The 23,704-nt window shown below is 60.3% G+C and carries 27 protein-coding genes and 1 pseudogene; 16 read left to right on the top strand and 12 right to left on the bottom strand.

All coding sequences use genetic code 11. The annotated features are described in order from the left end of the window. Nucleotides 1–23 precede the first annotated feature (23 nt). On the top strand, nt 24–773 hold the full coding sequence (locus V1278_RS25055) for a DUF899 domain-containing protein (RefSeq protein ID WP_334368385.1): 750 nt from the start codon (nt 24–26) through the stop codon (nt 771–773). Between the two features lie 10 nt (nt 774–783). Here V1278_RS25055 and V1278_RS37030 read toward each other — a convergent pair whose 3' ends face one another. From V1278_RS37030 to V1278_RS25035, 4 genes and pseudogenes are all read right to left on the bottom strand, one after another. Then, a complete protein-coding gene (locus V1278_RS37030; protein WP_442893740.1) occupies nt 784–1,095 on the bottom strand; it encodes a hypothetical protein in 312 nt (103 codons plus the stop codon). Next, nucleotides 1,079–1,695: pseudogene (locus tag V1278_RS25045) on the bottom strand (IS5 family transposase). The gene V1278_RS37030 and the pseudogene V1278_RS25045 overlap by 17 nt, the downstream one beginning before the upstream one ends. Nucleotides 1,696–1,881: 186 nt before the next feature. Continuing rightward, the gene (locus V1278_RS25040; RefSeq protein WP_334382514.1) at nt 1,882–2,733 is read right to left on the bottom strand and encodes a dienelactone hydrolase family protein; all 852 of its coding nucleotides are present in this window, start codon (nt 2,731–2,733) and stop codon (nt 1,882–1,884) included. 277 nt (nt 2,734–3,010) lie between these two features. After that, nucleotides 3,011–4,099 carry a hypothetical protein gene (locus V1278_RS25035; RefSeq protein ID WP_334382513.1) on the bottom strand — a complete coding sequence of 363 codons (1,089 nt, stop codon included), beginning with the start codon at nt 4,097–4,099 and terminating at the stop codon, nt 3,011–3,013. 136 nt (nt 4,100–4,235) lie between these two features. Here V1278_RS25035 and pdxR point away from each other — a divergent pair, with 136 nt between their 5' ends. From pdxR to V1278_RS25015, 4 genes are all read left to right on the top strand, one after another. Further along, nucleotides 4,236–5,732, top strand: a complete 1,497-nt coding sequence (gene pdxR, locus V1278_RS25030; RefSeq protein ID WP_334382512.1) for a MocR-like pyridoxine biosynthesis transcription factor PdxR — start codon at nt 4,236–4,238, stop codon at nt 5,730–5,732. A gap of 566 nt (nt 5,733–6,298) precedes the next feature. Continuing rightward, nucleotides 6,299–6,991: a hypothetical protein gene (locus tag V1278_RS25025; protein ID WP_334382511.1), complete on the top strand. Its 693-nt coding sequence runs from the start codon at nt 6,299–6,301 to the stop codon at nt 6,989–6,991. 155 nt (nt 6,992–7,146) lie between these two features. Then, on the top strand, nt 7,147–7,545 hold the full coding sequence (locus tag V1278_RS25020) for a thioesterase family protein (protein ID WP_334382510.1): 399 nt from the start codon (nt 7,147–7,149) through the stop codon (nt 7,543–7,545). A gap of 122 nt (nt 7,546–7,667) precedes the next feature. Further along, nucleotides 7,668–8,105 carry a hypothetical protein gene (locus tag V1278_RS25015; RefSeq protein WP_334368392.1) on the top strand — a complete coding sequence of 146 codons (438 nt, stop codon included), beginning with the start codon at nt 7,668–7,670 and terminating at the stop codon, nt 8,103–8,105. Nucleotides 8,106–8,283: 178 nt separating this feature from the next. Here V1278_RS25015 and V1278_RS25010 read toward each other — a convergent pair whose 3' ends face one another. Further along, the gene (locus V1278_RS25010; protein ID WP_334368393.1) at nt 8,284–8,850 is read right to left on the bottom strand and encodes a putative glycolipid-binding domain-containing protein; all 567 of its coding nucleotides are present in this window, start codon (nt 8,848–8,850) and stop codon (nt 8,284–8,286) included. A gap of 36 nt (nt 8,851–8,886) precedes the next feature. Here V1278_RS25010 and V1278_RS25005 point away from each other — a divergent pair, with 36 nt between their 5' ends. From V1278_RS25005 to V1278_RS24990, 4 genes are all read left to right on the top strand, one after another. Beyond that, nucleotides 8,887–9,198, top strand: a complete 312-nt coding sequence (locus V1278_RS25005; RefSeq protein ID WP_334368394.1) for a hypothetical protein — start codon at nt 8,887–8,889, stop codon at nt 9,196–9,198. Nucleotides 9,199–9,687: 489 nt separating this feature from the next. Further along, nucleotides 9,688–10,038, top strand: coding sequence for a Lin0512 family protein (locus V1278_RS25000; RefSeq protein ID WP_334382509.1), 351 nt, complete (start codon nt 9,688–9,690; stop codon nt 10,036–10,038). 69 nt (nt 10,039–10,107) lie between these two features. Beyond that, nucleotides 10,108–11,829, top strand: coding sequence for a dihydroxy-acid dehydratase domain-containing protein (locus V1278_RS24995; protein ID WP_334382508.1), 1,722 nt, complete (start codon nt 10,108–10,110; stop codon nt 11,827–11,829). A gap of 77 nt (nt 11,830–11,906) precedes the next feature. Continuing rightward, nucleotides 11,907–12,449 carry a 2'-5' RNA ligase family protein gene (locus V1278_RS24990; RefSeq protein WP_334382507.1) on the top strand — a complete coding sequence of 181 codons (543 nt, stop codon included), beginning with the start codon at nt 11,907–11,909 and terminating at the stop codon, nt 12,447–12,449. A 41-nt stretch (nt 12,450–12,490) separates the two neighbouring features. Here the strand turns inward: V1278_RS24990 and V1278_RS24985 are convergent, their stop codons facing one another. From V1278_RS24985 to V1278_RS24975, 3 genes are all read right to left on the bottom strand, one after another. After that, complete coding sequence (locus tag V1278_RS24985; protein ID WP_334382506.1) at nt 12,491–13,126, bottom strand: HAD hydrolase-like protein; 636 nt, start codon at nt 13,124–13,126, stop codon at nt 12,491–12,493. Nucleotides 13,127–13,200: 74 nt separating this feature from the next. Further along, the gene (locus V1278_RS24980; protein ID WP_334382505.1) at nt 13,201–13,395 is read right to left on the bottom strand and encodes a hypothetical protein; all 195 of its coding nucleotides are present in this window, start codon (nt 13,393–13,395) and stop codon (nt 13,201–13,203) included. Nucleotides 13,396–13,411: 16 nt separating this feature from the next. Then, complete coding sequence (locus V1278_RS24975; protein WP_334382504.1) at nt 13,412–13,720, bottom strand: hypothetical protein; 309 nt, start codon at nt 13,718–13,720, stop codon at nt 13,412–13,414. Here V1278_RS24975 and V1278_RS24970 point away from each other — a divergent pair. Next, nucleotides 13,706–15,265 carry a hypothetical protein gene (locus tag V1278_RS24970; RefSeq protein ID WP_334382503.1) on the top strand — a complete coding sequence of 520 codons (1,560 nt, stop codon included), beginning with the start codon at nt 13,706–13,708 and terminating at the stop codon, nt 15,263–15,265. The two genes, V1278_RS24975 and V1278_RS24970, sit on opposite strands and share 15 nt — an antisense overlap. Before the next feature lie 294 nt (nt 15,266–15,559). Beyond that, the gene (locus V1278_RS24965) at nt 15,560–17,035 is read left to right on the top strand and encodes a hypothetical protein (RefSeq protein ID WP_334382502.1); all 1,476 of its coding nucleotides are present in this window, start codon (nt 15,560–15,562) and stop codon (nt 17,033–17,035) included. A 32-nt stretch (nt 17,036–17,067) separates the two neighbouring features. Here the strand turns inward: V1278_RS24965 and V1278_RS24960 are convergent, their stop codons facing one another. After that, entirely contained in the window at nt 17,068–17,940 is an 873-nt protein-coding gene (locus V1278_RS24960; protein WP_334382501.1) for an SDR family oxidoreductase, read from the bottom strand. Between the two features lie 78 nt (nt 17,941–18,018). On the opposite strand from V1278_RS24960, the gene V1278_RS24955 reads away from it, so the two are divergent. Beyond that, nucleotides 18,019–18,723 (top strand): glutathione S-transferase family protein, encoded by a 705-nt coding sequence (locus V1278_RS24955; RefSeq protein ID WP_334382500.1) that lies wholly within the window; start codon nt 18,019–18,021, stop codon nt 18,721–18,723. Here the strand turns inward: V1278_RS24955 and V1278_RS24950 are convergent. Continuing rightward, entirely contained in the window at nt 18,720–19,277 is a 558-nt protein-coding gene (locus tag V1278_RS24950) for a disulfide bond formation protein B (protein WP_334382499.1), read from the bottom strand. The two genes, V1278_RS24955 and V1278_RS24950, sit on opposite strands and share 4 nt — an antisense overlap. Before the next feature lie 7 nt (nt 19,278–19,284). Continuing rightward, the gene (locus tag V1278_RS24945; RefSeq protein WP_198027979.1) at nt 19,285–19,443 is read right to left on the bottom strand and encodes a DUF5993 family protein; all 159 of its coding nucleotides are present in this window, start codon (nt 19,441–19,443) and stop codon (nt 19,285–19,287) included. 110 nt (nt 19,444–19,553) lie between these two features. Here V1278_RS24945 and V1278_RS24940 point away from each other — a divergent pair, with 110 nt between their 5' ends. Further along, a complete protein-coding gene (locus V1278_RS24940) occupies nt 19,554–19,925 on the top strand; it encodes an ArsC family reductase (protein WP_334382498.1) in 372 nt (123 codons plus the stop codon). Here the strand turns inward: V1278_RS24940 and V1278_RS24935 are convergent. After that, nucleotides 19,922–20,524: a PAS domain-containing protein gene (locus V1278_RS24935; protein ID WP_334368408.1), complete on the bottom strand. Its 603-nt coding sequence runs from the start codon at nt 20,522–20,524 to the stop codon at nt 19,922–19,924. The two genes, V1278_RS24940 and V1278_RS24935, sit on opposite strands and share 4 nt — an antisense overlap. Nucleotides 20,525–20,896: 372 nt before the next feature. Here V1278_RS24935 and V1278_RS24930 point away from each other — a divergent pair, with 372 nt between their 5' ends. From V1278_RS24930 to V1278_RS24920, 3 genes are read left to right on the top strand one after another with little or no spacing between them, the layout of a single operon-like run. Further along, nucleotides 20,897–21,652 (top strand): ABC transporter ATP-binding protein, encoded by a 756-nt coding sequence (locus V1278_RS24930; protein ID WP_334368409.1) that lies wholly within the window; start codon nt 20,897–20,899, stop codon nt 21,650–21,652. Beyond that, nucleotides 21,645–22,388, top strand: a complete 744-nt coding sequence (locus V1278_RS24925; protein ID WP_334368411.1) for an ABC transporter ATP-binding protein — start codon at nt 21,645–21,647, stop codon at nt 22,386–22,388. Before V1278_RS24930 ends, V1278_RS24925 begins: the two co-directional genes overlap by 8 nt. A gap of 37 nt (nt 22,389–22,425) precedes the next feature. Beyond that, complete coding sequence (locus V1278_RS24920) at nt 22,426–23,643, top strand: ABC transporter substrate-binding protein (protein ID WP_334368412.1); 1,218 nt, start codon at nt 22,426–22,428, stop codon at nt 23,641–23,643. The last annotated feature ends 61 nt before the right edge of the window (nt 23,644–23,704 follow it).

Here is a 23,704-nt window from a genome sequence, read left to right as displayed (position 1 = left end):
TCCCAACAAACAGGAGGTTAGCCATGCAGATTCACACCGTTTCGGCACAGGAATGGGAAGCGGCCCGCCAGCAATTGCTCGTGAAGGAAAAGGCCACGACCCGCGCCCGTGACGCGCTAGCCGCCGAACGCCGGCGGATGCCGTGGTTGGCCGTGGAGAAGGAGTACAGGTTCGAGGGGCCCAACGGCCAGGCGAGCTTGCGCGACTTGTTCGAGGGCCGTCATCAGTTGATCCTATACCGCGCCTTCTTCGAGCCCGGCGTGTTCGGCTGGCCCGACCATGCCTGCCGCGGCTGTTCGATGGTGGCCGACCAGGTCGCCCATGTTGCCCATCTCAACGCCCGCGATACCACGCTCGTGTTTGCCTCGCGCGCGCCGCAGCCGGACATCGCGCGCCTGAAGAAGCGAATGGGATGGGAGTTGATCCCCTGGTACACCATCACCGACAGCTTCGACACCGACTTCGACGTCGGCGAATGGCACGGCACCAACGTGTTCTTCCGCGACGGCAACAAGATCTACCGCACCTACTTCATCAACAACCGCGGCGACGAGCAGATGGGAGGCACCTGGAATTACCTCGACATCACGCCGCTCGGCCGCCAGGAGGTCTGGGAGGATTCGCCCGAAGGATATCCGCAGACTCCGACCTACAAATGGTGGAATTGGCACGACAGCTACGTCGAAGGCGCAGCGCCCGACAAGAGGTGGGTCGAGGTGTCGGACGCCGGAGAGGCCGCGTTCCGCAAGCAGAGCGCAGGCACAAAGGGATGAGCGAGGCCTCTCACAGCAACGCGCCCTGCGCGGCGAGCTGTGATGACGAAGGCGCCGCGGTCGCGCTTGCGATAGTTAGATGGCTATCGCTTGCGGCCGCGCCGACCTTCGCAATCATGGCGCTGCTTACCGCCGTGGTTGGCGGTGGCCCGCTCGATCCACTCTGCTCGGCTGCAAACGCATTGCCGGTAGGCGGCATGGTGCCGATGTACTTGCTGATGAGCGCCTTCCATTCGGCGCCCTGGCTGAAGCTGATTTCGCGCCGATGAAGCCGGCAGCGCGACGTCGTCGTCGGGTGTGCGAAATTAGGGCGTGGACTCATTACGCGCAGCTAGCCATAGCCGGATGGATGCGAGCTGGACGAAGGCAAGATAGTTGACGGCAAGCTTATCGTAGCGTGTAGCAACCCGACGACATTGCTTGATCCGATTGAAGAACCGTTCGACTTTGTTGCGGGCGCGGTAGAGATAAGGGCTGAAGCAGATTGTCATGAGCCTCACCAGGTGTCAGTGCCAGCCGTACAGGCAGGCCATTACCATCGACGAGCGCATGGATCTTGCTGGTCAATCCGCCCCGTGACCGACCCATCGACTGTCTCCGGTTTCGGGTGATGCACGCTGCATGCTGATGCACGCGGACAATGGAGGTGTCGAGCATCTGGACGGCGGCATCATGGGCGGCCTGCCAGGGCGTTCATAATTCGGGTCCACACGCCCGCTCGTCGCCAGCGAACGAAGCGGTTGTAGCAGGTCGTGTACGGACCAAAATTGTCCGGCAAATCGCGCCATGGCGCTCCAGAGCGCAAGACCCAGAAGATGCCATTGAGGACACGACGATCATTCACCCGCGGCACGCCGCGCGGCTTGTTCGGTAGCATCGGCTTGATTGCAGCCCACTGTTTGTCGGTGAGTTCGTAACGCATGATTCGCCCCCACGATAAGGGGCTTGAATCACGGCATGACAGTCCGGCTCAATGTGGCCCGCCAAGGAGCGAGTCGGACGCTATGCACCCGAAAGCGGACCTATTATGCTCACCCGAGCTTTGTCGTTCTTGACCCAAACCGGACGCTGCTCCATACGAATGCCGGCGCGCTCGCTTCACGGTAACTCAACGGGAAAATTGAGCAGCGAGGAAACCCCGCATCTCCTGGACTGACTGGGCGGCCGCAGAGGGATCATATTTGAGCCAGTGCCCGAAATATTCCCTGCCGTTGGCGAAGGCCGGAAAATCAAAAGCGTGATAGGCGCCGGGGTAGACGACCAGTTTAACGGGCGCTCCTCTGTCGGCCCGCCGCTTCATCCAAAGTTCGCAGTCTCTCGCTGGCGTCCAGTCATCGAGTTCGCCAATCAGGATCAATGTAGGAACGATGAGTTCCTCTGAAGCAACGCCGCAAAACGGGTAATAGGCCACGGTGGCCTTGAACTTTAGACCCCGAGGGACGTCAAAGATTTCCGCCTGATGGTTCGACGCCAACTGCAGAGCGACCACTCCACCCTGCGAATATCCAACGACCGCGATACGTTGAGAATCGACGAAGGGAAGATTGGAAAGATAGGATAGAGCGCCTAAAGCATCACCTTGGCGGGCAAACAACAGGCCCGGCGTCGCTTGGGAGCAGGTGTTCTTGATGCCACGGGTCGAAAAGCTATCCAACACAAGGGACACATAGCCCCGAGCGTTGTACTTTCGGGCGTCTTCCGAAAGTTCATCGCATCCGTGGAGATATACAATGGCGGCAAATGGGCCATCGCCCTCAGGTTTCGACAGGTAACCTTCAATCGTTTCGGACGCAGCTTTCGGCCTTTCGCCGCGCTCGCGCGCTAAGCGCTTCTGCAGTTCGCCGAGGTGAACGGGAGCACTTTCGAGCCTGATCAATTCTCCTGCAAAGGTGATGGCGTTGGTGCAAAGGCATGCAAGGAATACTGTTAGACCGAAACATGCTTTGGCTCGTGGACCCATTTTCCTTCCTCCGTCTTCGTAAACGGGGTCATCGTAGCAGGGGCATGTCCGCCCATCCACAGCGCAAGTCTAAGAACTGCACGTGCACCTATGGCCCTTAGCCGAAGATCGCATTGGTCGTCTTCATGTCGGGGTAGACCGGACATTGCTCAGCGCGACCTTCAGCGCCGGCTTTTGACCCATTGCGGACTTCACCCCCGACCTGACTGGCGGGAGCGGGGCCTCGGGCAAGACAATGACACCTGATGCCCAGGCATATTGCGCGCGATCTGAGATCTCACGGTGTTATCCATGGACTAACGTGCAGCCCGCACATCGACAAGATTATCGTCGCGGCAACGGCGGCGCCGACCCCGATGATTGGCCAGGCAACCGAGCTGGCCGTTGTGATCGAAACGCCATGGGACAGGAGCGCACCTCTTAAGCCGCAGGCCAGATGAATGAATAGCGCCCAAACCGCCAGCGAGTAGTGCGGGATGAGCCTCACATTCCAGGCATCGTGCAGCAGACCGGTCGGCGCGCCGGACGCAAAGAGAAAATCGGTGTCGACCTTCATCACCATGCGTCCCAAGACGAAGACGGCAATTATATGTGACACGATGTACAGAGCCAGATACATGCCGGCTGTCGTTTGCAGAGTTGCGAATAGGTCCGCCTTGACACGCATGCGCACCCCCCACAGGGCAAGTCCGCTCGCGATCTGAAAGATGAACAGGGTGACGAGCAATGGCTGGACAGTGTCTGTGCGGTAGACATGCCGCAATGTCTGCAACACCATCTTGTGCACATCGATGTTCCATATCGCCGTTAGATGGTTGGCGATGTGTGGTGCCAGGAAGATCGCCAGAATGATAACGGCGGATATTCCATGAGCCGTCCGAAGCGCCGGCGATAGCACACGGTGAGATTCGCGCTCTGCTGCTTCGTTCGCCTGGCTGCGGGTGAAGATCAGAATTGCCGCAGCGATCCATATTATCGCCCACAAGACATAATCACCGTTGGTGACGCCGGCGATGTAAAAGGCAACACCGATGAGCGTGAACAGTGGCGGACTGGCGACGGCCAGGTGAGCCGTGATGCGTCCGACACGCGACAGCGATCGATCGGCACTCCAACCGAGCTGATAGGCGATGACGAACCCAACAACGGGAACGCCATAGCAGAGGATCAGGGAACCGCCGACAGTGACCGCACCCAACAGCCATTCGCCCGGTTCGTGAGCACTGCCAACGAGACCGAAGCTCCGATTCAACGCCAACAGCGCCACCGGGTAAGAGAGTGCGGCGACAGCAGGTATGGTGCACACGTATGGGCGCCAGCGCCGCTGAAGCGGCGCAATGACATGATCGTGGGCGCTGAGAACCATCGGACCTCCTCGATTCTCGCCGGTGCAAGGGAACTCGGTCGAGGGCTGCCCTCTTGAATACGAAATGCGCACAAGTGGATTTCGTCCGTGGACCATTTTTGAGTTTTTTCATGGTCCATTTTGACCTGGAGGCATCATGTCGAAGCGGTCGCGCTCACAAGATGTCGCACTCGGGGCGTGCCCACACGGCCAAGCCACATTTCGTTGGCTTACCGAACAACTCGGTGCGGCCATGCTGGATGGAAGGTTGACTGCCGGCACGCCGTTACCGTCCTCGCGCGACCTTGCGCGCCAATACGGTATCGCGCGCGGAACGGTGGTTAGGGCCTTCAGGCAGCTACAGGCCGAAGGCTTCATCTCAAGCAAGGTCGGCGCCGGCACCTTTGTCTCGGCGAGAGTGCCCGATCAACGGAGCTTCGAAGCGCACAAGCCGGTGATCGCAGAAACCGGAAAGCCGAAACTCGGCTTCTCTGCGCGCGGTCAAACGATGACTACCACGTGCTTTCCGCTGAAACCGATTGCAAGAGTCGGTGTTGCTTTCCGTGCTTATCAACCCGATCTCGAGGCGTTCCCGCTCGCCCTCTGGTCGCGGATTGCAGCTCGCCGGCAACGCCTCGCCCGCAAGGAGCTGCTCGGGGTTGGAGATCCTCTCGGTTATCGGCCGCTCCGAGAAGCGGTGGCCGCCTATCTCGGTTCGGCACGCGGTGTCGTCTGCGATGCCGATCAGGTCGTTATCGTTTCAAGCGTTCAGCAGGCGCTCGACTTGGCATCACGCTTATTGCTCAACACCAATGACCCGGTGTGGATCGAGGATCCCGGATTTCCCGGGGCGCGCCTCGTCCTCGAAGCGGCGGAGTTGAAGCCCGTTCCAGTTCCAGTTGATTCTCGTGGGATAGATGTCGCAGCCGGCCAGCGCCTGTGTTCAGCTGCGCGGATGGCGTATGTCACGCCGGCGCATCAAGTACCTCTCGGCAGTCGCCTCTCTCTGGAACGCCGGTTGACTCTGCTGGAATGGGCGCATCGACAAGGATCCTGGATTTTCGAGGACGATTACGACAGCGAATTCCGTTACGACGGCAGCCCATTCGCTGCACTCAAAAGCTTGGACAGGTATGGGGTCGTTCTCTACTCGGGATCTTTCAGTAAGATGCTCTTTCCCGCATTGCGCTTGGCTTACTTGGTGGTCCCACCGGCGCTCGTCGACGGCTTCGCGGCTGCCCGATCGATTGTGGACCGTTTTCCCCCGACTTTCGGACAAGCCGTGCTGTGTGATTTTATCGTTGAAGGCCACTTTGCAAGGCACCTCCGGTCCATGCGCGAGCTTTATGGCTCTCGCCTGATGGCGCTGCGAGAAGGCGTCCGCCGGCTTTCCGGAATCCTTAAGCTCGCGCCCGAATCCGCAGGATTGGAGATTGTTGCGTGGTTGCCCTCGGAGATCGATGATCGGGCTGCTGTCAATGCTGCTGCGGAGCGCAGCGTCGAGGTGCGGGCGCTTTCAAGCTACCTTGTCAAGCGATCCGCCCCGAACGGGCTCGTTCTTGGCTTTGCGGCTGTCGACGTCACCCGCATCGACGTGGGGCTAGGTCAACTTGCCGAAGCCTTGGGTAAGGTCGCGAAGCGTCAGCTGGCCTGAACGAATTGCCCAGTCTGTTGCCCAAGCTCTTAGCGCGGGTCATGGGACAACTAGGGCCGCTCTTGGCCCTTAGGCGAAGTGGCGGCACGTTGCATTGAGGCCCGCTCATGGATGTGTAGCGGACTCGATTTGCTCACGGTGAGTTGCCCAGCTGACCGATGATTCATTCCAATCCGAAGCGCGGCTAGAGCGGGGTCTTCCTTGCATCATTCGATCTGCTTGCGAACCTTTGGTTGTAGGTCTAGCGTTACGGGCCGTGAGGCGGATCCTTACGCTGGGTGATGTGCCCTCTCGTGCGATCGCGTGTCGCAGAAAGAAGGTGATCATGCAGCAAGCGGAGGAGCCGGTTTCGACGGCTGGCGTTCGAGCGCCGATGACGCCCATGCGCGATTTAGCGCGCCACTTCTGATCGCAACAACTTCGGTGCGCCTGATTTTGTAGCGCAGGTTGCGTATCCGTTCACGGTCACTGATTAGCTAACGGTCCAGAACGAACGCGCCGAATTGCGTTTTGGCGAGTCGGTTGTCGGCCGCACAAGGAAGAGAGCACAAACTAGGGAGGGACCAATGAAACACCGACTCCTGGGGTTGTTGTTCGCATGCGCCTTGACCGCTCCCAGCTGGGCGGAAGAGGCGGATAAACCCATAATAGTGCCGGTGACGAAGGCACCTTTCCACTTGTTCACGTTCCAGGACGACCACATGTCACTTGAAAGTGTGACGTTACCTCCGGGCTTTTCGACAGGTTACCATTCGCACGATCAGGATCTGGTTTTCGTCATCACGGCCGGCGCAAAGATAAAGAATCAAGTTCTCGGCAAAGAGCCGGTCGAAATAGAACTCAAGTTAGGGGCTGTCGGTTTTTCTTCCTACACAAAGACCCCAGGCGTGCATCAAGTCATCAATCTTGAAAGGGACCGTGCGATGCGGCTTCTTGCGGTTGGGATCGTCTATCCTGAACCGGGGCGTTACACTGTCTCGACACGACCTGCAAAATACGAAGTGGCGCTGGATAACAATCGTGCTCGGGCTTGGCGGCTCAAGCTAAGTCCAGGTGAAAACGCTCCCACAATTCAGCAAACGGCTCCAGGCGCAAGGATCGTCGTTACTGGTGGTACGGTGACAGAAAAAAGACCCGGGAAGCCGGATCAGCCACTGGTGCTGAATAATCATGACTTCATGGTGATACCTGTCGAAGAGCGCGGCATTGAAAACAATGGAAATAGCGCAGTCGAGCTGGTGGAGATCGAGCTCAAATAACACTCTAGCTTGCTTGCGGGCTGCTCTAAGCCGACAATGGTCGTTTCAGGGAAGTCGGCTTGTGGCCCGACTCTGATCTAGCCAGATGTCCGCGTTTGTGCTGCTGTTGGGGGCGAAGCGGTCGACGCGTCCATATAGAGTTCTAGGACGAATGAATGCGGCAGATTCCGTTGGGAGCCAGAGGAACGTCGACGTTGCGGGTGCAACCCGAACATCTTGCCGACCGATTCAAGGACGCCATATTGCCGCAAGTGCTTGCGACACCCGTGATGATCTTGATCATGGAAAACGCCGCGCTCAATGCCATAAGACCGTTTTTGGATCCAGGTGAAAGCGCGGTCGGTACTGCAGTAGATGTACAACACTTCGCCGCCACGCCTGTAGGCCACGAGGTGTGCGCGACGGCCGAGGTAATCAATGTCGAGGGGAAGCGAGTTGACTTCAAGGTGTCGGCAAGCGATGGCATAGAGGAGATCGGCAGCGGAACCCACCAGCGAATCGTGATCGATCTTCGTCCGTTCAACGAGCGCCTTGCCAAAAAGAAGAGCTACTAACGAAACGGTCGGCCTGACATTGCGGCCAGCTCTTGATACGCGTGCCGGACCTGCTCGTGAGGAAGCGGTACGCCTTGCGATCGGAAAGGGACAAATCGGGTGCGACAGAATGCGAGACTAGCGTGACTTCTCAGTGGCAGTATCAGGTTAGGTTCGATGTAAACGATTCCGCTACGGCGGAATCGGTACGCCGAAAACTCCGTGTTCCGGCACTGGCGCCGCTGTTCGATATCATCGCCGAGCATCGCGCTGCGCTGAAATGCCAGTTCGACGCCTTTGCGGAGTATGTCGTCGCAGCAGAAGAGCACGGCGTCGAAAATTATCCGCTCTACCAGTGGACGAAGGCGACGATCGAGAATCCGGCGAAGAAGGAAAAGTATTTGAGATCATTTACAGTCTACGTGGACGACCGGGAGGTCTATGCCGAGGAGATTGCTGACGCGCTGGAGGCGGACTTGCAACCGCTCGCCACTAGCGGGCTCATCACGCGAATATCCAAGTACGATACCAATCCCGCCAACAATCCTCAGCCGCCGCAGCGCCCCCGCGAGCGGAGCTAGTCCATCCGCGAGAGCGAGCTGAATGCCCGTTCCTGGCCCTTCTGCGACATCGGGCTATGTCCGCTATTCCGCCGCTGTTGAGGGTTGAGCGGAGATCAGTCAGTCGCTTAATGAGTACACGCCCTAGTCAGCTCGGCATGGGTGGCTTTTTGGTCAGCGATTTATCGCGACGCCTTCGTCAGATAGGTGTCACGCGTTCGAAAAGGTGCTGATAGCGAAGCACTAGACCCCGATTATCCACCTCGAGCTCCGCCTCAAAGCCTGCCGAGACTCCGAGATCCACGTAACGCACCCGATCCGGACCGAGACGGTCGTATCGTTGACGGGAGCGCTGTATCGTCATGGCCGCACCGTCCACGAAACAGGTATCGAGTGTGCGACTCTGTCGGGCTCCGGCGGGTGTCCGGCGGATAGGGAAGGTGTTGCAGAAGGGGGTGACCGAAAGGTCGGGCTCTTCCGCACCGTCGAGATCGGGACGTTGTTGGCCGTTAACGCACCACCCGCCATCGGTCCGATCAAGGGTGAGGTGAGTGTGGCCGCCCGGGCCCCATCGGTCTACGTCCAGCGATTGAGTTCGCCAGTCAGGCGTCAGTCTCCATCGGTGGTCGAGGCGAAAGCCGCCGTCCTCCACGCAGATCACGGTCGATTCTGCCAAGACCGCGTCAGCGGAAATATGGAGCATCAATCGCTCCAGCCCGGTGACGTCCGTTCGGCGCCAGAATAGAATTTCGGAGTCGCCTTGCAAGATTGATCCTCGAATGGACCCAGACTGAAAACGATTTTGGCCGATATCGGTTCCTGCACGAATTATGCTGACATCCGATGGGGCAAATCACTTCTGATTTTCAGAAATCAGGTCAAGCCCTGGAATCAAAAATATTCCGCTTCGCGCCAGACCCAAATCACCGGTAAAACTCCGGCCATCCCGTCCCGAAGAAGAGGGGCGTTGGCCATCGTCACGAACGTTGGGACGGGTTGCGGTGGACGCGGCAGCGTCGGGCGCGTGGATGTGGTCGCAGGGCGGCTTTGCCGTGAGCGAACACAGCGCGCAGGACGTACGGCGCTTAAACGCTTCCGCCAGTACTTCGGCTGACAAGCACTTGGCCGGTCGAAGTCTCTGGCAGAGGAAGCTGCGTACGGCAAAACCGTGTGGTCCTGGCACCCGTGGCTGGTGTTAAGCCGGCGGAGGTTCTTCGAAACCCGACCGGGTTCGATGAATCGCTAATCTGTCGGCGATGGAGGCAAAAGGAATTCGTCTCCAGGGAGAGCGCGGCATAAGCCGTAAACCCATCGCGCAGGGAATGCCGGGATGCTCCGGCTGTACCTGTATGCTCGTGTGCGCATTTCTTAAGTGCATTTGCACACGAGACCGCGGGTGCAGCAAGCACCCGGCATTCCCTGCGCCCTCTCATTTCGGGGCGCCGAGATTTCCCGCAATATCTCGGGCGAAATCGCGCCGCGAGATGCATGCGCATGTCCGTCGCGCATTTCTGCGCCGCCGCTTGACGCCGTGGCCGTAAGCGAGGATTGAGAGAGGGCTTCGCCGAAAACGACCACGCGATAAACGACAAGAGGAAACCCGATGGCACGCGTTCGCTGTATTACCGAAATGGGCATGGGCGTCGACGTTCACGGACGCGATGCGACCAAAGCCGCCAAGCGCGCCGTCTCGGACGCTATCCGCCACTCCAGCCTCGGCTTTTTCCGGATGCTGGGAAAGACCGCCAACGATATGTTCGTGGAGGTTACCGTCGCGGTTCCAGACCCGAGCGGGGTCGATACTGCAGCCGTTGCAAAGGAACTGCCTTACGGCACGGTGAACGTGACGGCGGTAAAGGGCGGGCTGGAAATTCCTGCCGAGAGCGGAAGCGACTCCATCATCATCGCCAACGCTGCTGTGATTGTCAGTTTTGACGACGGCAAGACGGGCTAATTCGTTTTCAGTGTCAATCAAGCCGGACGCCAACGTCCGTGCAGTCAATCAGAAGACCTGGAGCGCCCGATGACAACGCAAGACAGCAGCACCTATTGGAAGCGATCGCGGGTCGAGTTGCGTGCTGCCGGATTCGATCCGGACCGCGCCGCGGAGACCAGTGCGGTGGTGACCATTGCCAGCGCCTGGACCAACGCCCATCGCTGCAACAACCGTGTTCGCGCCATCACCGATCTCCTGGTGGAAATCCTTGCCGAGCGCGGCGGGCAGGGGCTGGTCGTCGGGGCTCCGGCGGTGTCGGATGCGCTGACACAGGGCACGCCGACGGCGGGCTATAGCCTCGCATCGCGCGATGTCGTTGCCGACTGTTTTGAGATCGGTCATTACGCGCACCATGGCGATGCGATGATCGTGATCTCCGGCTGTGACAAGACGGGAGCTGCCGCGCTGATGCCGCTGGCGCGGACGAACGCCTTCGGCCTCGTGCTCTATCCCGGCACCAGCACGCCCGGCCGCGTTTCGTTCGGCGCATGGGCGAGCAAAGGTAGCAATCTGACGATCATGGATTACGCCGAGGCGCGCGCCGCCAATGAGTACGGCCGCCTCTCCGGCGAGGAACTGCTGGAAGTCGAGCGCAACGTGATGCCGGGCAGCGGCACCTGTGGCGCGATGTTTACGGCCAACACCATGAGCACGATCGCGGAATCGATCGGCATGATGCTGCCGCGCGGCGCCTCGCATTCCGCTGACTATAACGCCGGCAGCGATATTCATGCCGATGTTCGCGCGCAGGCCCGCGCCTCGGTCGACGCCCTGTACCGGCTGATGCAGGCGGGCATCCGGCCACGCGACATCATGACCGCGCGCGCTTTCGAAAATGCGATCACGACCGTCTATGCGATGGGCGGCTCGACCAACATGTACCTGCATCTGCTCGCGGTCGCGCGCGAGGCCCAGGTGCCGATCACGATCGAGCGCATCCAGCAAGTCGGCGAGCGCGTCCCGCTGCTCGCCAATTTGCAGCCGCACGGCCCGTTCGCGATGAGCAGCCTGCATGCGATCGGCGGCGTTCCAGTCGTCATGAAGGAGCTGCTTAGCGCGGGCCTTTTGCATGGCGACGTCATGACGGTGACCGGCAAGACGCTGGCAGAGAATCTCACCGATGTTCCGATGCTGGAGCAGATGCCGCCGCAGGGGATCGTTTTTCCGGTGTCGAAACCGATCGCGCCGGCGAACAATCACATCAGCGTCCTGAAGGGCAATCTCGCACCGGAGAGCTGCCTGCTCAAATTATCGGGCAAGACCCTCGAGAAGGGGCAATTTCGCGGCACCGCGCGCGTATTCGAGTCCGAGGCCGATACGATGGCCGCGATCCGCGCCGGCGAGATCGTGCCGGGCAACGTCATCGTCGTGCGCAATGTCGGCCCGGTGGGCGGCCCCGGTATGCCGGAAATGGTAATGCTGACCATTCAGTTGCAGGGACAGGGTCTCGGTGAGGATGTCGCGCTGATCACCGACGGCCGTTTTTCCGGCGTCTCGCACGGCATCCTGATCGGCCACGTCTCGCCGGAAGCCGCGCGGGGCGGCCCGATCGCTGCGGTGCGCGACGGTGACACCATTGTCATCGACCCAGGCGCCCGCACCGTGAATCTCGAAGTGTCAGCGGAAGAGATCGCCCGCCGCATGGCCGACTGGCGCGTCCCGGCCTCGTTGGCCGCGGTGCGACCGGGATCGGTGCACGACAAGTACATACGCCTGGTGTCGTCGGCGCATTACGGGTGTGTGTTATGAGGCTGCGGGAACTTGCCTGAACCAGTTGTATTGGGGCCTTGCCACAATCTTATGTTCATGATTTGTTCTGCGTTATCATGGATGGCTTTGCAAGCTCTAGTAGTGGCCAAATATTCCTCGCGGCTCTTCCCGACGCGGGCACAGCAGCGCGAATTCACCGGCTGGCGGGCGTGCTCAAGCGCGCCCATTGCTTCAACGGCAAGCTCATCGCGCCAGACCGGCTGCACATTTCGCTATTTTCGCTGGGTGGGTTGCCGGACCGCCAGCTTTGCGCCGCCTGCGAGGCGGCCACGGAATTGCGGACCGAACCGTTCGAGGTCTCGTTCGATCGCACGGCAAGTTTCGGCGGGGGGCCGGGCAATCGTCCGTTTGTCCTGATTGGCGAGAAGGGATTGTGCCGGTTGCAGTCGTTTCGGCAAATGCTTGGTGTCGCGATGGCGCGCAGAGGATTGAGGCGGCTCGCCAATACGAATTTCACGCCGCATGTAACGTTGCTATATGACGCGCGCAGCGTGGGCGAGTATCCGATCGAACCGGTTGTCTGGACTGTGACAGAGTTCGTGCTCGTGCACAGCCAGAGGGGCCATCGGCATGTCGCGCGATGGCGCCTGTGCGGATGAGAGCCACCGGCAGCGAAAAACAGCAGAAGTTCCGAGCGGCGTTATTTCGCCGCCGCAAGCCTCTGGGTCATCCCCTCGATCGAGTTGAAGAAATGCGTCGGCCCCGCCGCTTGCAGCGCGGCGGGGATGGCATAGCCCCACGCCACCGCGCCCGAATCCATGCCGGCCGCCTTGGCGGCTTCGATGTCGCGGATCTCGTCGCCGATGCAGATCGTTTCCGCGGGCCTTGCTTCCAGCCGTCGCGCGACCCGTCGAAACTTCCAGTGCTTTCCGAACACTGCGGCGCCACAGTCAAAGCGGCTGATCAGTGCGGTGGCGGGACCGAGCACCTGCCGGACGGATGCCTCGCTGTCGGAGCTGACGACCGCGGTCTTGACACCAATGCGCTGAAGGTCGGCGAGCATCTCCGGGATGCCGGCAAACAGCGATGTCTCGTTCGCCGCCGTAAGCTTGCGCTTTCGCATGTCGTTCACAATGGCCGGAAGCTGCCACGTGGACACGCGCAGCCTCGCCATGATTTCCCGCGCGGACAGCCCGCGCATTCCTTCCAGCTCCTCCGGGGTGACCGATTTGAGATTGAAACGCGCGATCGCGTCCTGAAAGGAGGCACGAAACCAGTCGATCGTATCGGCAAGCGTGCCGTCAAAGTCGAAGATGGCGAGGCGATAGCGTGTCATTGCAAGGCTCTCGTTGGAAATAGCTTCCGCGTTCAACGCTGAATACGCCAGGTTCGCGGCTTTCCCGTATAGCTTTACCGGCGCAACTCCAGCTTAGTGCAACCACGGTGCAGCGCATGGTGATTGGATCTGCCAATGAAGTTGTATTGCAAAAGTAAGAAATCAGTCGTTGCATCAATATGGCGAGAGTGCGATGATAGGGCATTGCGCGAGGCCGCTTTGCGATCGGCCTTTAATTGATATTTGATTTCATATGCGGTGATAATCATGGAGTCCGTGTATCCATCACCTTCCGCGCGCAAGCTGCGCGTATATGCCTTCGATCCGCAAGCGGCGAATACGTTGGGCTCGGTCGGATATGCCTACGCAACCATCGCACTGCCGTGGGAAGAAGCCTGGGAAGACAAGCTTGAGATCGGTCCGGTCAACGAGTATCTCGAAGTCATTGATATCGATCCGGCAAGCGGCCAGTTCTACCAGCCGGTCGATCTCAACGACCCTCATCTTCTGGCGCAGGATGGGCTGACGCCATCCGAAGGCAATCCGCAATTCCATCAGCAGATGGTTTTTGCGGTGGCGATGAAGGTCATTCATCTTTTCGAGCGAGCGCTCGGGCGCAAGGTGATCTGGTCGCCGCGCTGGAACAACAAGCCGGGAAAGCAGGGAAGATACGAGGCGGTGAAAAAGCTGCGTATCTATCCGCACGCCCTTCGGGAAGCGAACGCATATTACAGCAGGGAAAAGCGGGCTCTGTTGTTTGGATATTTTCGAAGCTCCAACGCTTCGGCCGGCGCCACTTGGATATTCACCGCGTTGTCGCACGATATTATCGCGCATGAAACCACGCATGCCGTGCTCGACGGCCTGCATCGTAGGTACGCGGAAGCGACCAGCCTGGACAGTCTCGCTTTTCACGAAGCCTTCGCCGACATTGTGGCACTGTTCTCCCACTTTACGCTCACCGAAGCGGTCTATGCGCATATACAGGAAGGTGGAGCACTGGACCGCATGACGCTTCTCAGCGGCCTCGCACAGCAGTTTGCCGCGGGCACTTCGGGGCATCCATCGCTCCGACAATATGTCGGCTCCGAACCTGATCCGGACCACCTCGCGCAAACCACTGAATGCCACGAGCGCGGCGCTATTCTGGTCGCCGCGGTGTTTGACGCCTTCCTCACAATCTTCGGAAAGCGCACCGAAGATCTGCTCCGGATCGGCGGGATCAAACGGGGCGAGAACAAGCGGCTCGACGCCGATCTCACCGCGCGTCTGACGAGGGAGGCCGCCAAGACCGCAGATCATGTGCTTCGCATGTGCATGCGCGCGCTTGATTACATGCCACCTGTCGATGTGAGATTTGGCGAGTTCCTTCGCGGCATAGTCACCGCCGACAACGATCTGGTGCCGGTAGATACCTATAATTATCGCATCGCCTTCGCAGAGGCGTTCCGCCGCCGTGGCATTATGGTCGAAGATTGTCTCTCCATGTCGCCGGAAAATCTGTTGTGGGAAAGTCCGGAGCAGATGCTGGGAAAGAATCCCCTGGATATCGCCGACATCGAGGCAATCGGGCTTGACCTCCGTTCCTATTATGGGCGGGACAAGATCATCGAAATTTCCGAGAAGAATCGTTTCAAGATATGGGATTGGCTGGTTGAGCCTGATCCCCGCAAGCCCTCGGTGGATCGTGACTGGGAAAAGGCACTGGGCGTCTACTTCATGCAGCCAGAGCGCCTGCGCCTGAACAGTATCGACTGGGGACAGGGCCCGAAGGTCGAAGTCCACAGCGTGCGCGCCACGCGCCGAAGTGGTCCCGATGGGCAGGATGTGCGCCAGCTTGTCGTCGAGGTGACGCAGCGACGACGCGGCTATCTTGATCCGGACGAACAGAAGAAGGCGGATAGGGGGCCGCCGCGAAAAAAGGCGGACTTCATCTTCCGGGGCGGCGCGACGTTGATCATCGATCTCAGGGACAACCGTCTGCGTTACGTGATCCGCAAGCGCATTGATGACGAGGAGCGGCTCTGCGAGCAGCGCGAACTGTTGGCGCGGCCCGATGGTTTTGGCTTCACTTATCTGTCCGATGAATCCGGAAGCGGTCGTCGCGAACCGTTTGCGATGGTTCATCGTGGCCAATAGGGGGCGTCAGTGGCAAGGAGAGCAAAAGCCGCGAAGCGGAAATCAGTCGGCACCGCGAAGAAGAATGCGAGGGTAGGACGCAGTACCAGGTCTGCGGCTGGTGCCGCCGGCGCCAGCAGAAAACGGGGAGCCAGCAAGACGGCCAAGACTGCGAAGTCCGTCACGAAGAAAGCCGGGGGCAAGAAAAAGGTGTCTGACCCGCCTACAAACCGCACGCCGCGACCTCCAAGTCCCGGGCCAGGGAATACCTCCTCATCGGCCAACGGTACGGTTTCGATCCGAATGTATCGCGGGATGCTCGGCGACTTCTTTTTTGTAAAGCACGTCGTTGGGGCAGACACCTTCAAGATGTTGATCGATTGTGGTGTGCTCCAGTGCATCGGCACTAAAGCCAGCAAGCCGACAACCTCGCTTGGCAAGGAGCGGATTATTGCCGGCGCTGCCGATTTCATGAAGGATTGCGGCGGTGCACTCGACCTGGTGGTCGCGACCCACGAGCACTACGACCATCTCTCGGGTTTCATTCTGGCTAACGATACGTTCAGGTCGCTCAAAATCGCTAAGGTCTGGATGGCGTGGACGGAGGATCGCACTGACGAGGTCGCGAACGGCTACCGGAACAAGAAGAACAAGGCGCTGTCTGCGCTAGCGGCACTGGCGCGAAGCCCAGCACTTGCCGCGACCAGTGATGAAATGAAGACGGTCACCAACCTGCTGCAATTCTATGGCGGGCTCGACAGCGTTGGGGACGGCGCGATGGGCGTGGCGGCGAAAAAGCGTGACGATCTCGCCGGCAATGCAAGCTGCGAGGCGGTGCTGGAATGGTTGAGGGACAGAGCCGGGCCCGGCAACGTCGTCTTTCTGAAGCCGGGCGATGTCGTGCGTTGGGGAGTGCACGATGCGTTCCGCGCCTATGTGCTTGGGCCGCCGCGTGACGATGCAAAGAAGTTGCGTCAGCTTGATCCGTCCGCGGGTGTGGCACGGGAGGTTTATCTCGCACGGGGCGAAGATGTTGAAACGGTGGTTGGGCTGGCTGTGGTCCACGGCGATAACGGCGGCCGGGTGCGCCTCGAGGATCAGCCCTTCGTGCCGCTGCACTGGTGTCCGTACGGAGCCAACGGCAAAAAGTTAAAGGCGAGGGCGCCGAAGCAGAAGCCCAACATTCGAATCGCCGGAATCTATGCGAAAGGCGATGCGAAGTACCGTCGCATCGACGATGATTGGCTGGGTAGCGTCGAAAGCCTGGCGCTGAAGATCGATGGTGACGTGAACAACACTTCGCTCGCGCTGGGACTCGAACTGGACAAGCGCGTGCTGCTTTTCCCAGGCGACGCGCAAGTCGGTAACTGGCTTTCCTGGGGTGATCAAACCTACCCGGCAAATGATACGGCGAGCGGACCCAGGCTTAAGATAGAGGATATCCTGGCGCGCACGATTCTCTACAAGGTCGGGCATCACGCCAGCCACAACGCTACACTGCGCGAACGCGGTCTGGAGCTGATGACGGATCCGCGGCTGTGCGCAATGATCCCTGTGGTGGAGGAGACCGCGCACGAACAGGTAACCAAGAACTCGCCTCATGGCTGGTCCATGCCTTACGGTGATCTCTACAAGCGGCTCAACGAGTTGACCGACGGTAGGATTCTTCGCGGCGACGGTGAGACTGCCGCTGAGAAGAACAAGTTCGGGGCTTCAATTTTCCGTCTTAGCTACGGAACGAATTTCAAACCGAATGATCCGCTCTGGGTGGAACTTGCTCTTGATTTGTAGCGACGGCCCGGCATCAGTCCGTACGGAGAGGTTTATCCATCTTCGCCGCCGAAATACGCCGGCTTGCCGGTGGTCCAGGTTTCGCCCCAGAGCTGACCGCCGCCGTCCACGGTCAGCGTTTCGCCGGTGACGAATTGGGCCGAAGGACCAGCGAGAAAGACAGTGGCTTCGGCGATGTCCCAGGGCGAGCCTGTGCGCATCATCGGGTTCGAGCGCGGGTAGGCGGCGCGGGCCTCCGGCGAATACACGTTCCAGCCTTCGGTTTCGATCGCGCCCGGCGCCACGCAATTGACCCGGATGTTCAGCGGCGCCCATTCGACCGCGACGGCGCGCGACAGCCCGATGACGCCGCTCCGTGCAGCAATCGTGTGTGCGATGCCGTAGAGCCCATGCGTCGTCACAACCACGATGTTGACGATGCTGCCGGGATGCTTGTGGTCGCGCCAGCGTTGCGCGGCGGCCTGCATCATGTACCAGGTGCCGTTCAGATTGGTGTTGATGACGGCGTTCCAGCCCTTCACCGAAAAATCGATCGCGGCTTGGGGAAATTGCCCTCCGGCGCTGTTGATGAGGCAGTCGAGGCGGCCTTGCGCGGCCCAGATCGTGTCGAACAGGACGCTGACCGCGTCGGGCTCCCTGATGTCGGCGACATGCGCCGATGCTTTGAGGCCTCGGCCCGTCAATTGGGCGACGAGCGCGTCGAGCTTGCCGCCGTCGCGCCCGACCACGGCGACATGCGCGCCCAGCCGCGCAAGCAGCCAGGCGATCGCCCGCCCGATGCCGCCGGCGCCGCCCGTTACGACGGCGACTTGATCCTTCAGTGCATCGGCCGCGAACAGGGTCGGGCGAGCCGCAAGCTCCTCATCAGTCAGGCCGAGCTTCGCCGGAGACGGTTGATCGGTCATGAACGGCGCGAACCCTTGTTATATGCGGCATCGGCCCTACATTAGCCACGCAACGACAACCATGCAAAACGAGTTTTGATGTCCGATCTTTCCGCCTTCCGGATCACCAAACGCTGGCCCGCCAAACATCCCGACCGCCTTCAGCTCTATTCGCTGCCGACTCCAAACGGCGTGAAGGTTTCGATCATGCTCGAAGAGATTGGCTTGCCCTACGAGGTGCATCTGGTCGACTTCAACAAGGACGACCAGAAGACGCCGGAATTCCTGTCGCTGAATCCGAACGGCAAGATACCGGCCATCCTCGATCCGGATGGTCCCGGCGGCAGACCGCTGCCGCTGTTCGAGTCCGGCGCGATCCTGCAATATCTCGCCGAGAAGACCGGCAAGCTTCTGCCGGCCGATCCGGCGCGGCGATACCAGACCATCCAGTGGCTGCACTTCCAGATGGGCGGCATCGGCCCGATGTTTGGCCAAGTCGGATTCTTCCATAAGTTCGCCGGCAAGGAATATGAGGACAGGCGGCCGCTCGAGCGTTACGTCGCCGAGTCGAGACGCCTCCTTGAGGTAGTGGAGACGCATCTCGCCGGACGGCAATGGATCATGGACGACGAGTACACCATCGCCGACATTTCCATGCTCGGCTGGATGCGCAACCTGATCGGCTTCTACGGTGCGCGCGATCTCGTTGCGTTCGATACGCTGAAGCAGGTGCCGGCATGGCTGCAACGCGGGCTCGCCCGGCCGGCGGTGCAGCGCGGGCTCGACATACCCAAGCGGCCTTAAGCGGCGTGCTTGAGCAGTTCGTACACCACCGGGTTATCGGCGCAGGCGCCGAAGCCGCATTCGAGCAGCGTGGTCACCACATTGGCCGCCGTGAGTGCGATCACGAGCCATACCGCGGTTTGCCCGAAGGCGCCGCCGGTGGCCGGCAGCACGGCGCGGTCTTCCTCGAACTGGCGGTCGAACAGCAGGATCGCCGCAAGCAGGACGATGGCCGTAATGAAGCCGATCAGCGCCCAAGTATAATAGTGATAGCCGAGCAACGCCGAACCGTAGCCGGCGTCGCCGGGCATGATATGCAGCAGCACCTGCCGGGTCGACGCGACGGCGCCTGCCACCGCCGCCAGCAGCGACATCGCATAATGGCTGGGACGGGGGCCGAAGCGGATATTGAGGATCGGGCCGACGGCGAGAGCCGCGAACAGGATGCGCTGCAGCAGGCAGAGCGGGCAGGGCAGCTCATGAAGAATGAACTGCGCCGCATAGGCCGCCGCAAGCACCAGCGCCACCGCGTAGAGGCTGAGTGCATTCAACGTAATGGCACGCGTCTGGGTCATGCGTCCCTCAGAACGACAATTTCAGCGTATCGGTCGCGTGGTGCAGATAGGTGGCGATGCACGCGATCAGCACGGCTCCGAACAGGCCAAGCGCGAGCGGACGCCGACCGCGCCAGGCGATCAGCATCACGATGACTATGGCCAGAAACAATACGGTGAATTCCATCGGCTGGTCCCGGCGCGGAATGATGCTTCAGTCTATGATAGATTCGCCGATCTGCTTAATTCTAATCCGGTCCGGCGGGACCAATAACGACATTCCGGAATGCAACGACAATGCCCATCACCATCTACGGCATCAAGAACTGCGATACGATGAAGAAGGCGCGCGCCTGGCTCGACGATCACGGCGTGGCCTACGACTTTCACGATTACAAGCTTGCCGGCATCGGCAAGGACAAGCTCAAGCAATGGTCCGACAATGTTGGCTGGGAAATACTGCTCAACCGCGCCGGCACGACGTTCAAGAAGTTGCCCGACAGCGACAAGGAAGGCCTCAACGAGCGCAAGGCGTTGGCGCTGATGCTGGCGCAGCCCTCGATGATCAAGCGGCCGGTGCTCGATCTCGGCGGCAAATTGCTGGTCGGGTTCAAGCCGGATATCTATGCGAGCGAGGTCGCGTCGAAGCCGCGCGGGGGGAAGGCCTAATCGAATTCGAGTTCATCGCCGGATGGAATGCGGCCTGGCGCGCGATGGAAGAGATCGCGGTCGATGATGGCGCGAAGCTTCGGCACCGGCAGTTGGTCGTTTCCGCGCATCAGATTCTTGATCTCGAAGCCGCCATCCTCGCTGATGGTTTTCAGCGAAGCGATGACATGGGTGACGCTGCCGTCATCCGAGAACGGCAGCAACAGCCGCTCATAGGCGACGATTCGCCCGTAGATGTCGTCGATATTGGCGATGGTATAGGCAGGAAGACGGCGCGCGATGCATTCATGATAGACGGGCATCACGATCGGAGCGAGCCTTGCGCCGAGATACTCGTCGAGATAGCGGCCCTTGCCGGTATTCCCATAAGCCGTCGACATCCGCGTGCCGTCGCTCTGGATGGTCAGGCGCGGCGGCTGGGTGCTGGTATCGACGGTGTAGAGTACCAGGTCGGGAAGTTCGTCCTCGATCCGCGCCGGCTGGTATTCCGCCATGCGCGGTATCGATTGGTCGCGGGCGTAAAGCCGCAGCCAGGTGTTCAGCAGGTCGCGCTGCTTGATGGATTTGATGACCGACGGTCCGGCGCTTTCAAATTTCAAGGCGGCAATTCCTGCGCGATCCAAATCGCGAGATGATGCGCCCCGAGGGGAAATATTGTGTGAAAGCGCGCCCGATTGCAGCAAAACACCGTTAACGATGGCTTGCCGGCGCGAGGTTGCGGTTGAGCGTGGCTCGTGGCCCGGCCGAGCGGCGCCGGCGCGCTATTCGACTTATGGCGCATCCGGAACCGCAAGCGCACGGTCGGGCGTGGCAGCATTCCGCCTTGCCTAATCCATCGCGTTGACGGCATATTCCGGCCGGAGGCGGCGGGCTCGGGACGGTTTCCAGGACGTCCAGGAGAGCCTGCCCGAACAGGAAAAAACTGGCCGCGCGCGGGCGAACTCGCGGAGACGGCTGAGGGGGAAATTTGTTTGGCTGATGAGTTCATTCTCGAAACCCACGGATTGACCAAGGAATTCGCGGGTTTCTTCGCCGTTCGCGATGTCGCCCTCAAGGTACGGCGCGGCAGCATTCACGCGTTGATCGGGCCGAATGGCGCCGGCAAGACGACGTGCTTCAACTTGTTGACCAAGTTTCTGAGGCCGTCTGCAGGGCAGATCCTGTACAAGGGGCAGGACATCACCGCGATGGCGCCGGCCGATGTGGCCCGCCTCGGGCTAGTGCGTTCGTTCCAGATTTCGGCGGTGTTTCCGCACCTGACGGCGCTGGAAAACGTTCGTGTCGCGCTACAGCGCCAGCATGGAAGCTCGTTCGATTTCTGGCGCTCCAAGCGCGTGCTCGACCGATTCAACGGCCGCGCCCTCGACTTGCTGAACGACGTGGGCTTGAGCGAGTTCGCCAATACACCGGCGGTCGAGATGCCCTATGGACGCAAGCGCGCGCTGGAGATTGCGACGACGCTGGCGCTCGACCCGGAAATGATGCTGCTCGATGAGCCTATGGCGGGCATGGGTCATGAAGACATCGACAAGATCGCAGCCCTAATCAAGCGTATCTCGGCGAGGCACACCATCCTGATGGTCGAACATAATCTCTCCGTGGTCGCCGACCTGTCCGATATCATCACTGTGCTGACGCGCGGTCAGGTGCTGGCGCAAGGCGATTATGCCGAATTGTCCAAGGACGAGCGCGTCAAGGAAGCCTATCTGGGGGCCGGTCATGCCTGAGTTGAAAATGGCCGAAGCCACCGCCAAACCGGCGGGCGCGGAGATTCTTTCCGTTTCCGACCTGCAGGCCTGGTACGGCGAATCGCATATCCTTCACGGCATCAACTTCAATGTGAAGGCGGGCGAGGTGGTCACGCTGCTCGGCCGCAACGGCGCCGGCAAGACCACGACGCTGAAGTCGGTGATGGGAATTATCGGCAAGCGTACCGGGTCGATCCGTTTTAACGGTCAGGACATCACGCGCGCCTCGTCCGATAGGATCGCGCGCCTAGGCATCGCATTCTGTCCCGAGGAGCGGGGCATTTTCGCAAGCCTCGACGTGCGCGAAAACCTGCTGCTGCCGCCGATCGTGCGCAGTGGCGGGCTGTCGCTCGACCAGATCTTCGAATTGTTTCCGAACCTGAAAGAGCGCCTCAACAGCCAGGGCACCAAGCTTTCGGGCGGCGAGCAGCAAATGCTAGCGATCGCAAGAATCCTGCGCACCGGCGCACGGTTTCTGATGCTGGACGAGCCGACCGAAGGTTTGGCGCCCGTCATCATCCAGCAGATCGGTCACACCATCGCTCGGCTGAAGTCGGAAGGCTTTACCATCCTGCTCGTCGAACAGAATTTCCGCTTCGCCTCCACGGTGGCCGACCGCTACTACATCGTCGAGCACGGTAAGGTCATTGACGGTTTTGCGAATTCGGAGTTGTCGGCCAATATGGACAAGCTCCACACCTATCTCGGCGTTTAATCGGTACTTTGCTGCACTCTGGAATAATGGAGATACTATGAAACATCGGATTTCAGCGCTCTTCCTCGGCACCGCTCTGGCACTTGCCGCAGGCAGCGCCGTGGCGCAAGACAAGACGGTCAAGATCGGCGTGCTCACCGACAATTCCGGACTTTACTCTGACCTTGGCGGCGCCGGCTCGACGGTCGCCGCCCAGATGGCGGTCGAGGATTCCGGCCTTGCGGCCAAGGGCTGGAAGATCGACATCGTCTCCGCCGACCACCAGAACAAGCCCGACATCGGCACCACCGTCGCCCGTCAATGGATCGACGTCGACAAGGTCGATATCTTCGTGGATGTGCTGAACTCCGGCGTGGCGCTGGCGGTCAACAATCTGGTGAAGGAAAAGAACGCCATCATGATCAATACCGGCGCGGCGACGTCGGATCTCACCAATACGCAGTGTTCGCCGAACACGATTCACTGGGTCTACGACACCTACATGCTCGCCAACTCTACCGGCCAGGCGCTGGTGAAGGCCGGTGGCGATACCTGGTACTTCCTGACTGCGGATTACGCGTTCGGCCACGCGCTGGAACGCGACACTTCCGCGGTCGTCGTCAAGTCGGGCGGCAAGGTTATCGGCACCGTCAGGCACCCCCTGAATTCGTCGGACTTCTCCTCGTTCCTGCTGCAGGCACAGGCGTCCAAGGCCAAGATCATCGGCATGGCAAACGCCGGCGGCGACACCACCAATACCATCAAGCAGGCTGCAGAGTTCGGCATCGTCTCGGGCGGGCAGAAGCTCGCGGGACTGCTGCTGTTCATCAACGACGTCCACTCCCTCGGCCTCAAGGTGGCTCAGGGCCTGAACTTCACGGAAACCTTCTACTGGGATCTGAACGACGGCACCCGCGCGTTTTCGAAGCGTTTCTCCGAGCGGATGAAGAACAAGGCGATGCCGTCGATGGTGCAGGCCGGGGTGTATTCGGGCCTGATCCACTATTTCAAGACGATCGATGCAATGGGCGGCAATCCGCACGATGGCGTCAAGGTGGTGGCGAAAATGAAGGAAACGCCCACCGATGATCCGCTGTTCGGCAAGGGCACGATCCGCCCCGACGGCCGCAAGCTTCATCCGGCCTACCTGTTCGAGGTCAAGAAACCCTCCGAATCCAAGGGGCCGTGGGACTATTACAAGCTGATCGGCACCACTCCCGGCGAGCAGGCCTTCCGGCCGCTTTCGGAAAGCGCCTGTCCGCTGGTAAAGAAGTAACAACGATGGCCCGTCGGCGTCATGCCGGCGGGCCTTCTCTCGCGGCCCAAGCTAACCCGCA

This window comes from Bradyrhizobium sp. AZCC 1577 (assembly GCF_036924575.1).
Classification (GTDB): domain Bacteria; phylum Pseudomonadota; class Alphaproteobacteria; order Rhizobiales; family Xanthobacteraceae; genus Bradyrhizobium.
Note: the sequence above shows the minus strand (reverse complement) of the source record. Positions and strands in the feature narration are given on the sequence as shown.

Bases quoted from the DNA above. Each gene is read 5' to 3' on its own strand.
- V1278_RS24970 (WP_334382503.1), top strand. From the start codon at position 13,706: ATGAAGGTCATTCATCTTTTCGAGCGAGCGCTCGGGCGCAAGGTGATC.
- V1278_RS24945 (WP_198027979.1), bottom strand. From the start codon at position 19,443: ATGGAATTCACCGTATTGTTTCTGGCCATAGTCATCGTGATGCTGATC.
- V1278_RS24920 (WP_334368412.1), top strand. From the start codon at position 22,426: ATGAAACATCGGATTTCAGCGCTCTTCCTCGGCACCGCTCTGGCACTT.
- V1278_RS24960 (WP_334382501.1), bottom strand. From the start codon at position 17,940: ATGACCGATCAACCGTCTCCGGCGAAGCTCGGCCTGACTGATGAGGAG.
- V1278_RS25040 (WP_334382514.1), bottom strand. From the start codon at position 2,733: ATGGGTCCACGAGCCAAAGCATGTTTCGGTCTAACAGTATTCCTTGCA.
- V1278_RS24940 (WP_334382498.1), top strand. From the start codon at position 19,554: ATGCCCATCACCATCTACGGCATCAAGAACTGCGATACGATGAAGAAG.
- V1278_RS24980 (WP_334382505.1), bottom strand. From the start codon at position 13,395: ATGATTATCACCGCATATGAAATCAAATATCAATTAAAGGCCGATCGC.
- V1278_RS25035 (WP_334382513.1), bottom strand. From the start codon at position 4,099: ATGGTTCTCAGCGCCCACGATCATGTCATTGCGCCGCTTCAGCGGCGC.
- V1278_RS25025 (WP_334382511.1), top strand. From the start codon at position 6,299: ATGAAACACCGACTCCTGGGGTTGTTGTTCGCATGCGCCTTGACCGCT.
- V1278_RS25055 (WP_334368385.1), top strand. From the start codon at position 24: ATGCAGATTCACACCGTTTCGGCACAGGAATGGGAAGCGGCCCGCCAG.
- V1278_RS24990 (WP_334382507.1), top strand. From the start codon at position 11,907: ATGGATGGCTTTGCAAGCTCTAGTAGTGGCCAAATATTCCTCGCGGCT.
- pdxR (WP_334382512.1), top strand. From the start codon at position 4,236: ATGTCGAAGCGGTCGCGCTCACAAGATGTCGCACTCGGGGCGTGCCCA.
- V1278_RS25000 (WP_334382509.1), top strand. From the start codon at position 9,688: ATGGCACGCGTTCGCTGTATTACCGAAATGGGCATGGGCGTCGACGTT.
- V1278_RS24995 (WP_334382508.1), top strand. From the start codon at position 10,108: ATGACAACGCAAGACAGCAGCACCTATTGGAAGCGATCGCGGGTCGAG.
- V1278_RS24975 (WP_334382504.1), bottom strand. From the start codon at position 13,720: ATGAATGACCTTCATCGCCACCGCAAAAACCATCTGCTGATGGAATTG.
- V1278_RS24925 (WP_334368411.1), top strand. From the start codon at position 21,645: ATGCCTGAGTTGAAAATGGCCGAAGCCACCGCCAAACCGGCGGGCGCG.
- V1278_RS24985 (WP_334382506.1), bottom strand. From the start codon at position 13,126: ATGACACGCTATCGCCTCGCCATCTTCGACTTTGACGGCACGCTTGCC.
- V1278_RS24950 (WP_334382499.1), bottom strand. From the start codon at position 19,277: ATGACCCAGACGCGTGCCATTACGTTGAATGCACTCAGCCTCTACGCG.
- V1278_RS25020 (WP_334382510.1), top strand. From the start codon at position 7,147: ATGCGGCAGATTCCGTTGGGAGCCAGAGGAACGTCGACGTTGCGGGTG.
- V1278_RS24955 (WP_334382500.1), top strand. From the start codon at position 18,019: ATGTCCGATCTTTCCGCCTTCCGGATCACCAAACGCTGGCCCGCCAAA.
- V1278_RS37030 (WP_442893740.1), bottom strand. From the start codon at position 1,095: ATGAGTCCACGCCCTAATTTCGCACACCCGACGACGACGTCGCGCTGC.
- V1278_RS24965 (WP_334382502.1), top strand. From the start codon at position 15,560: ATGCTCGGCGACTTCTTTTTTGTAAAGCACGTCGTTGGGGCAGACACC.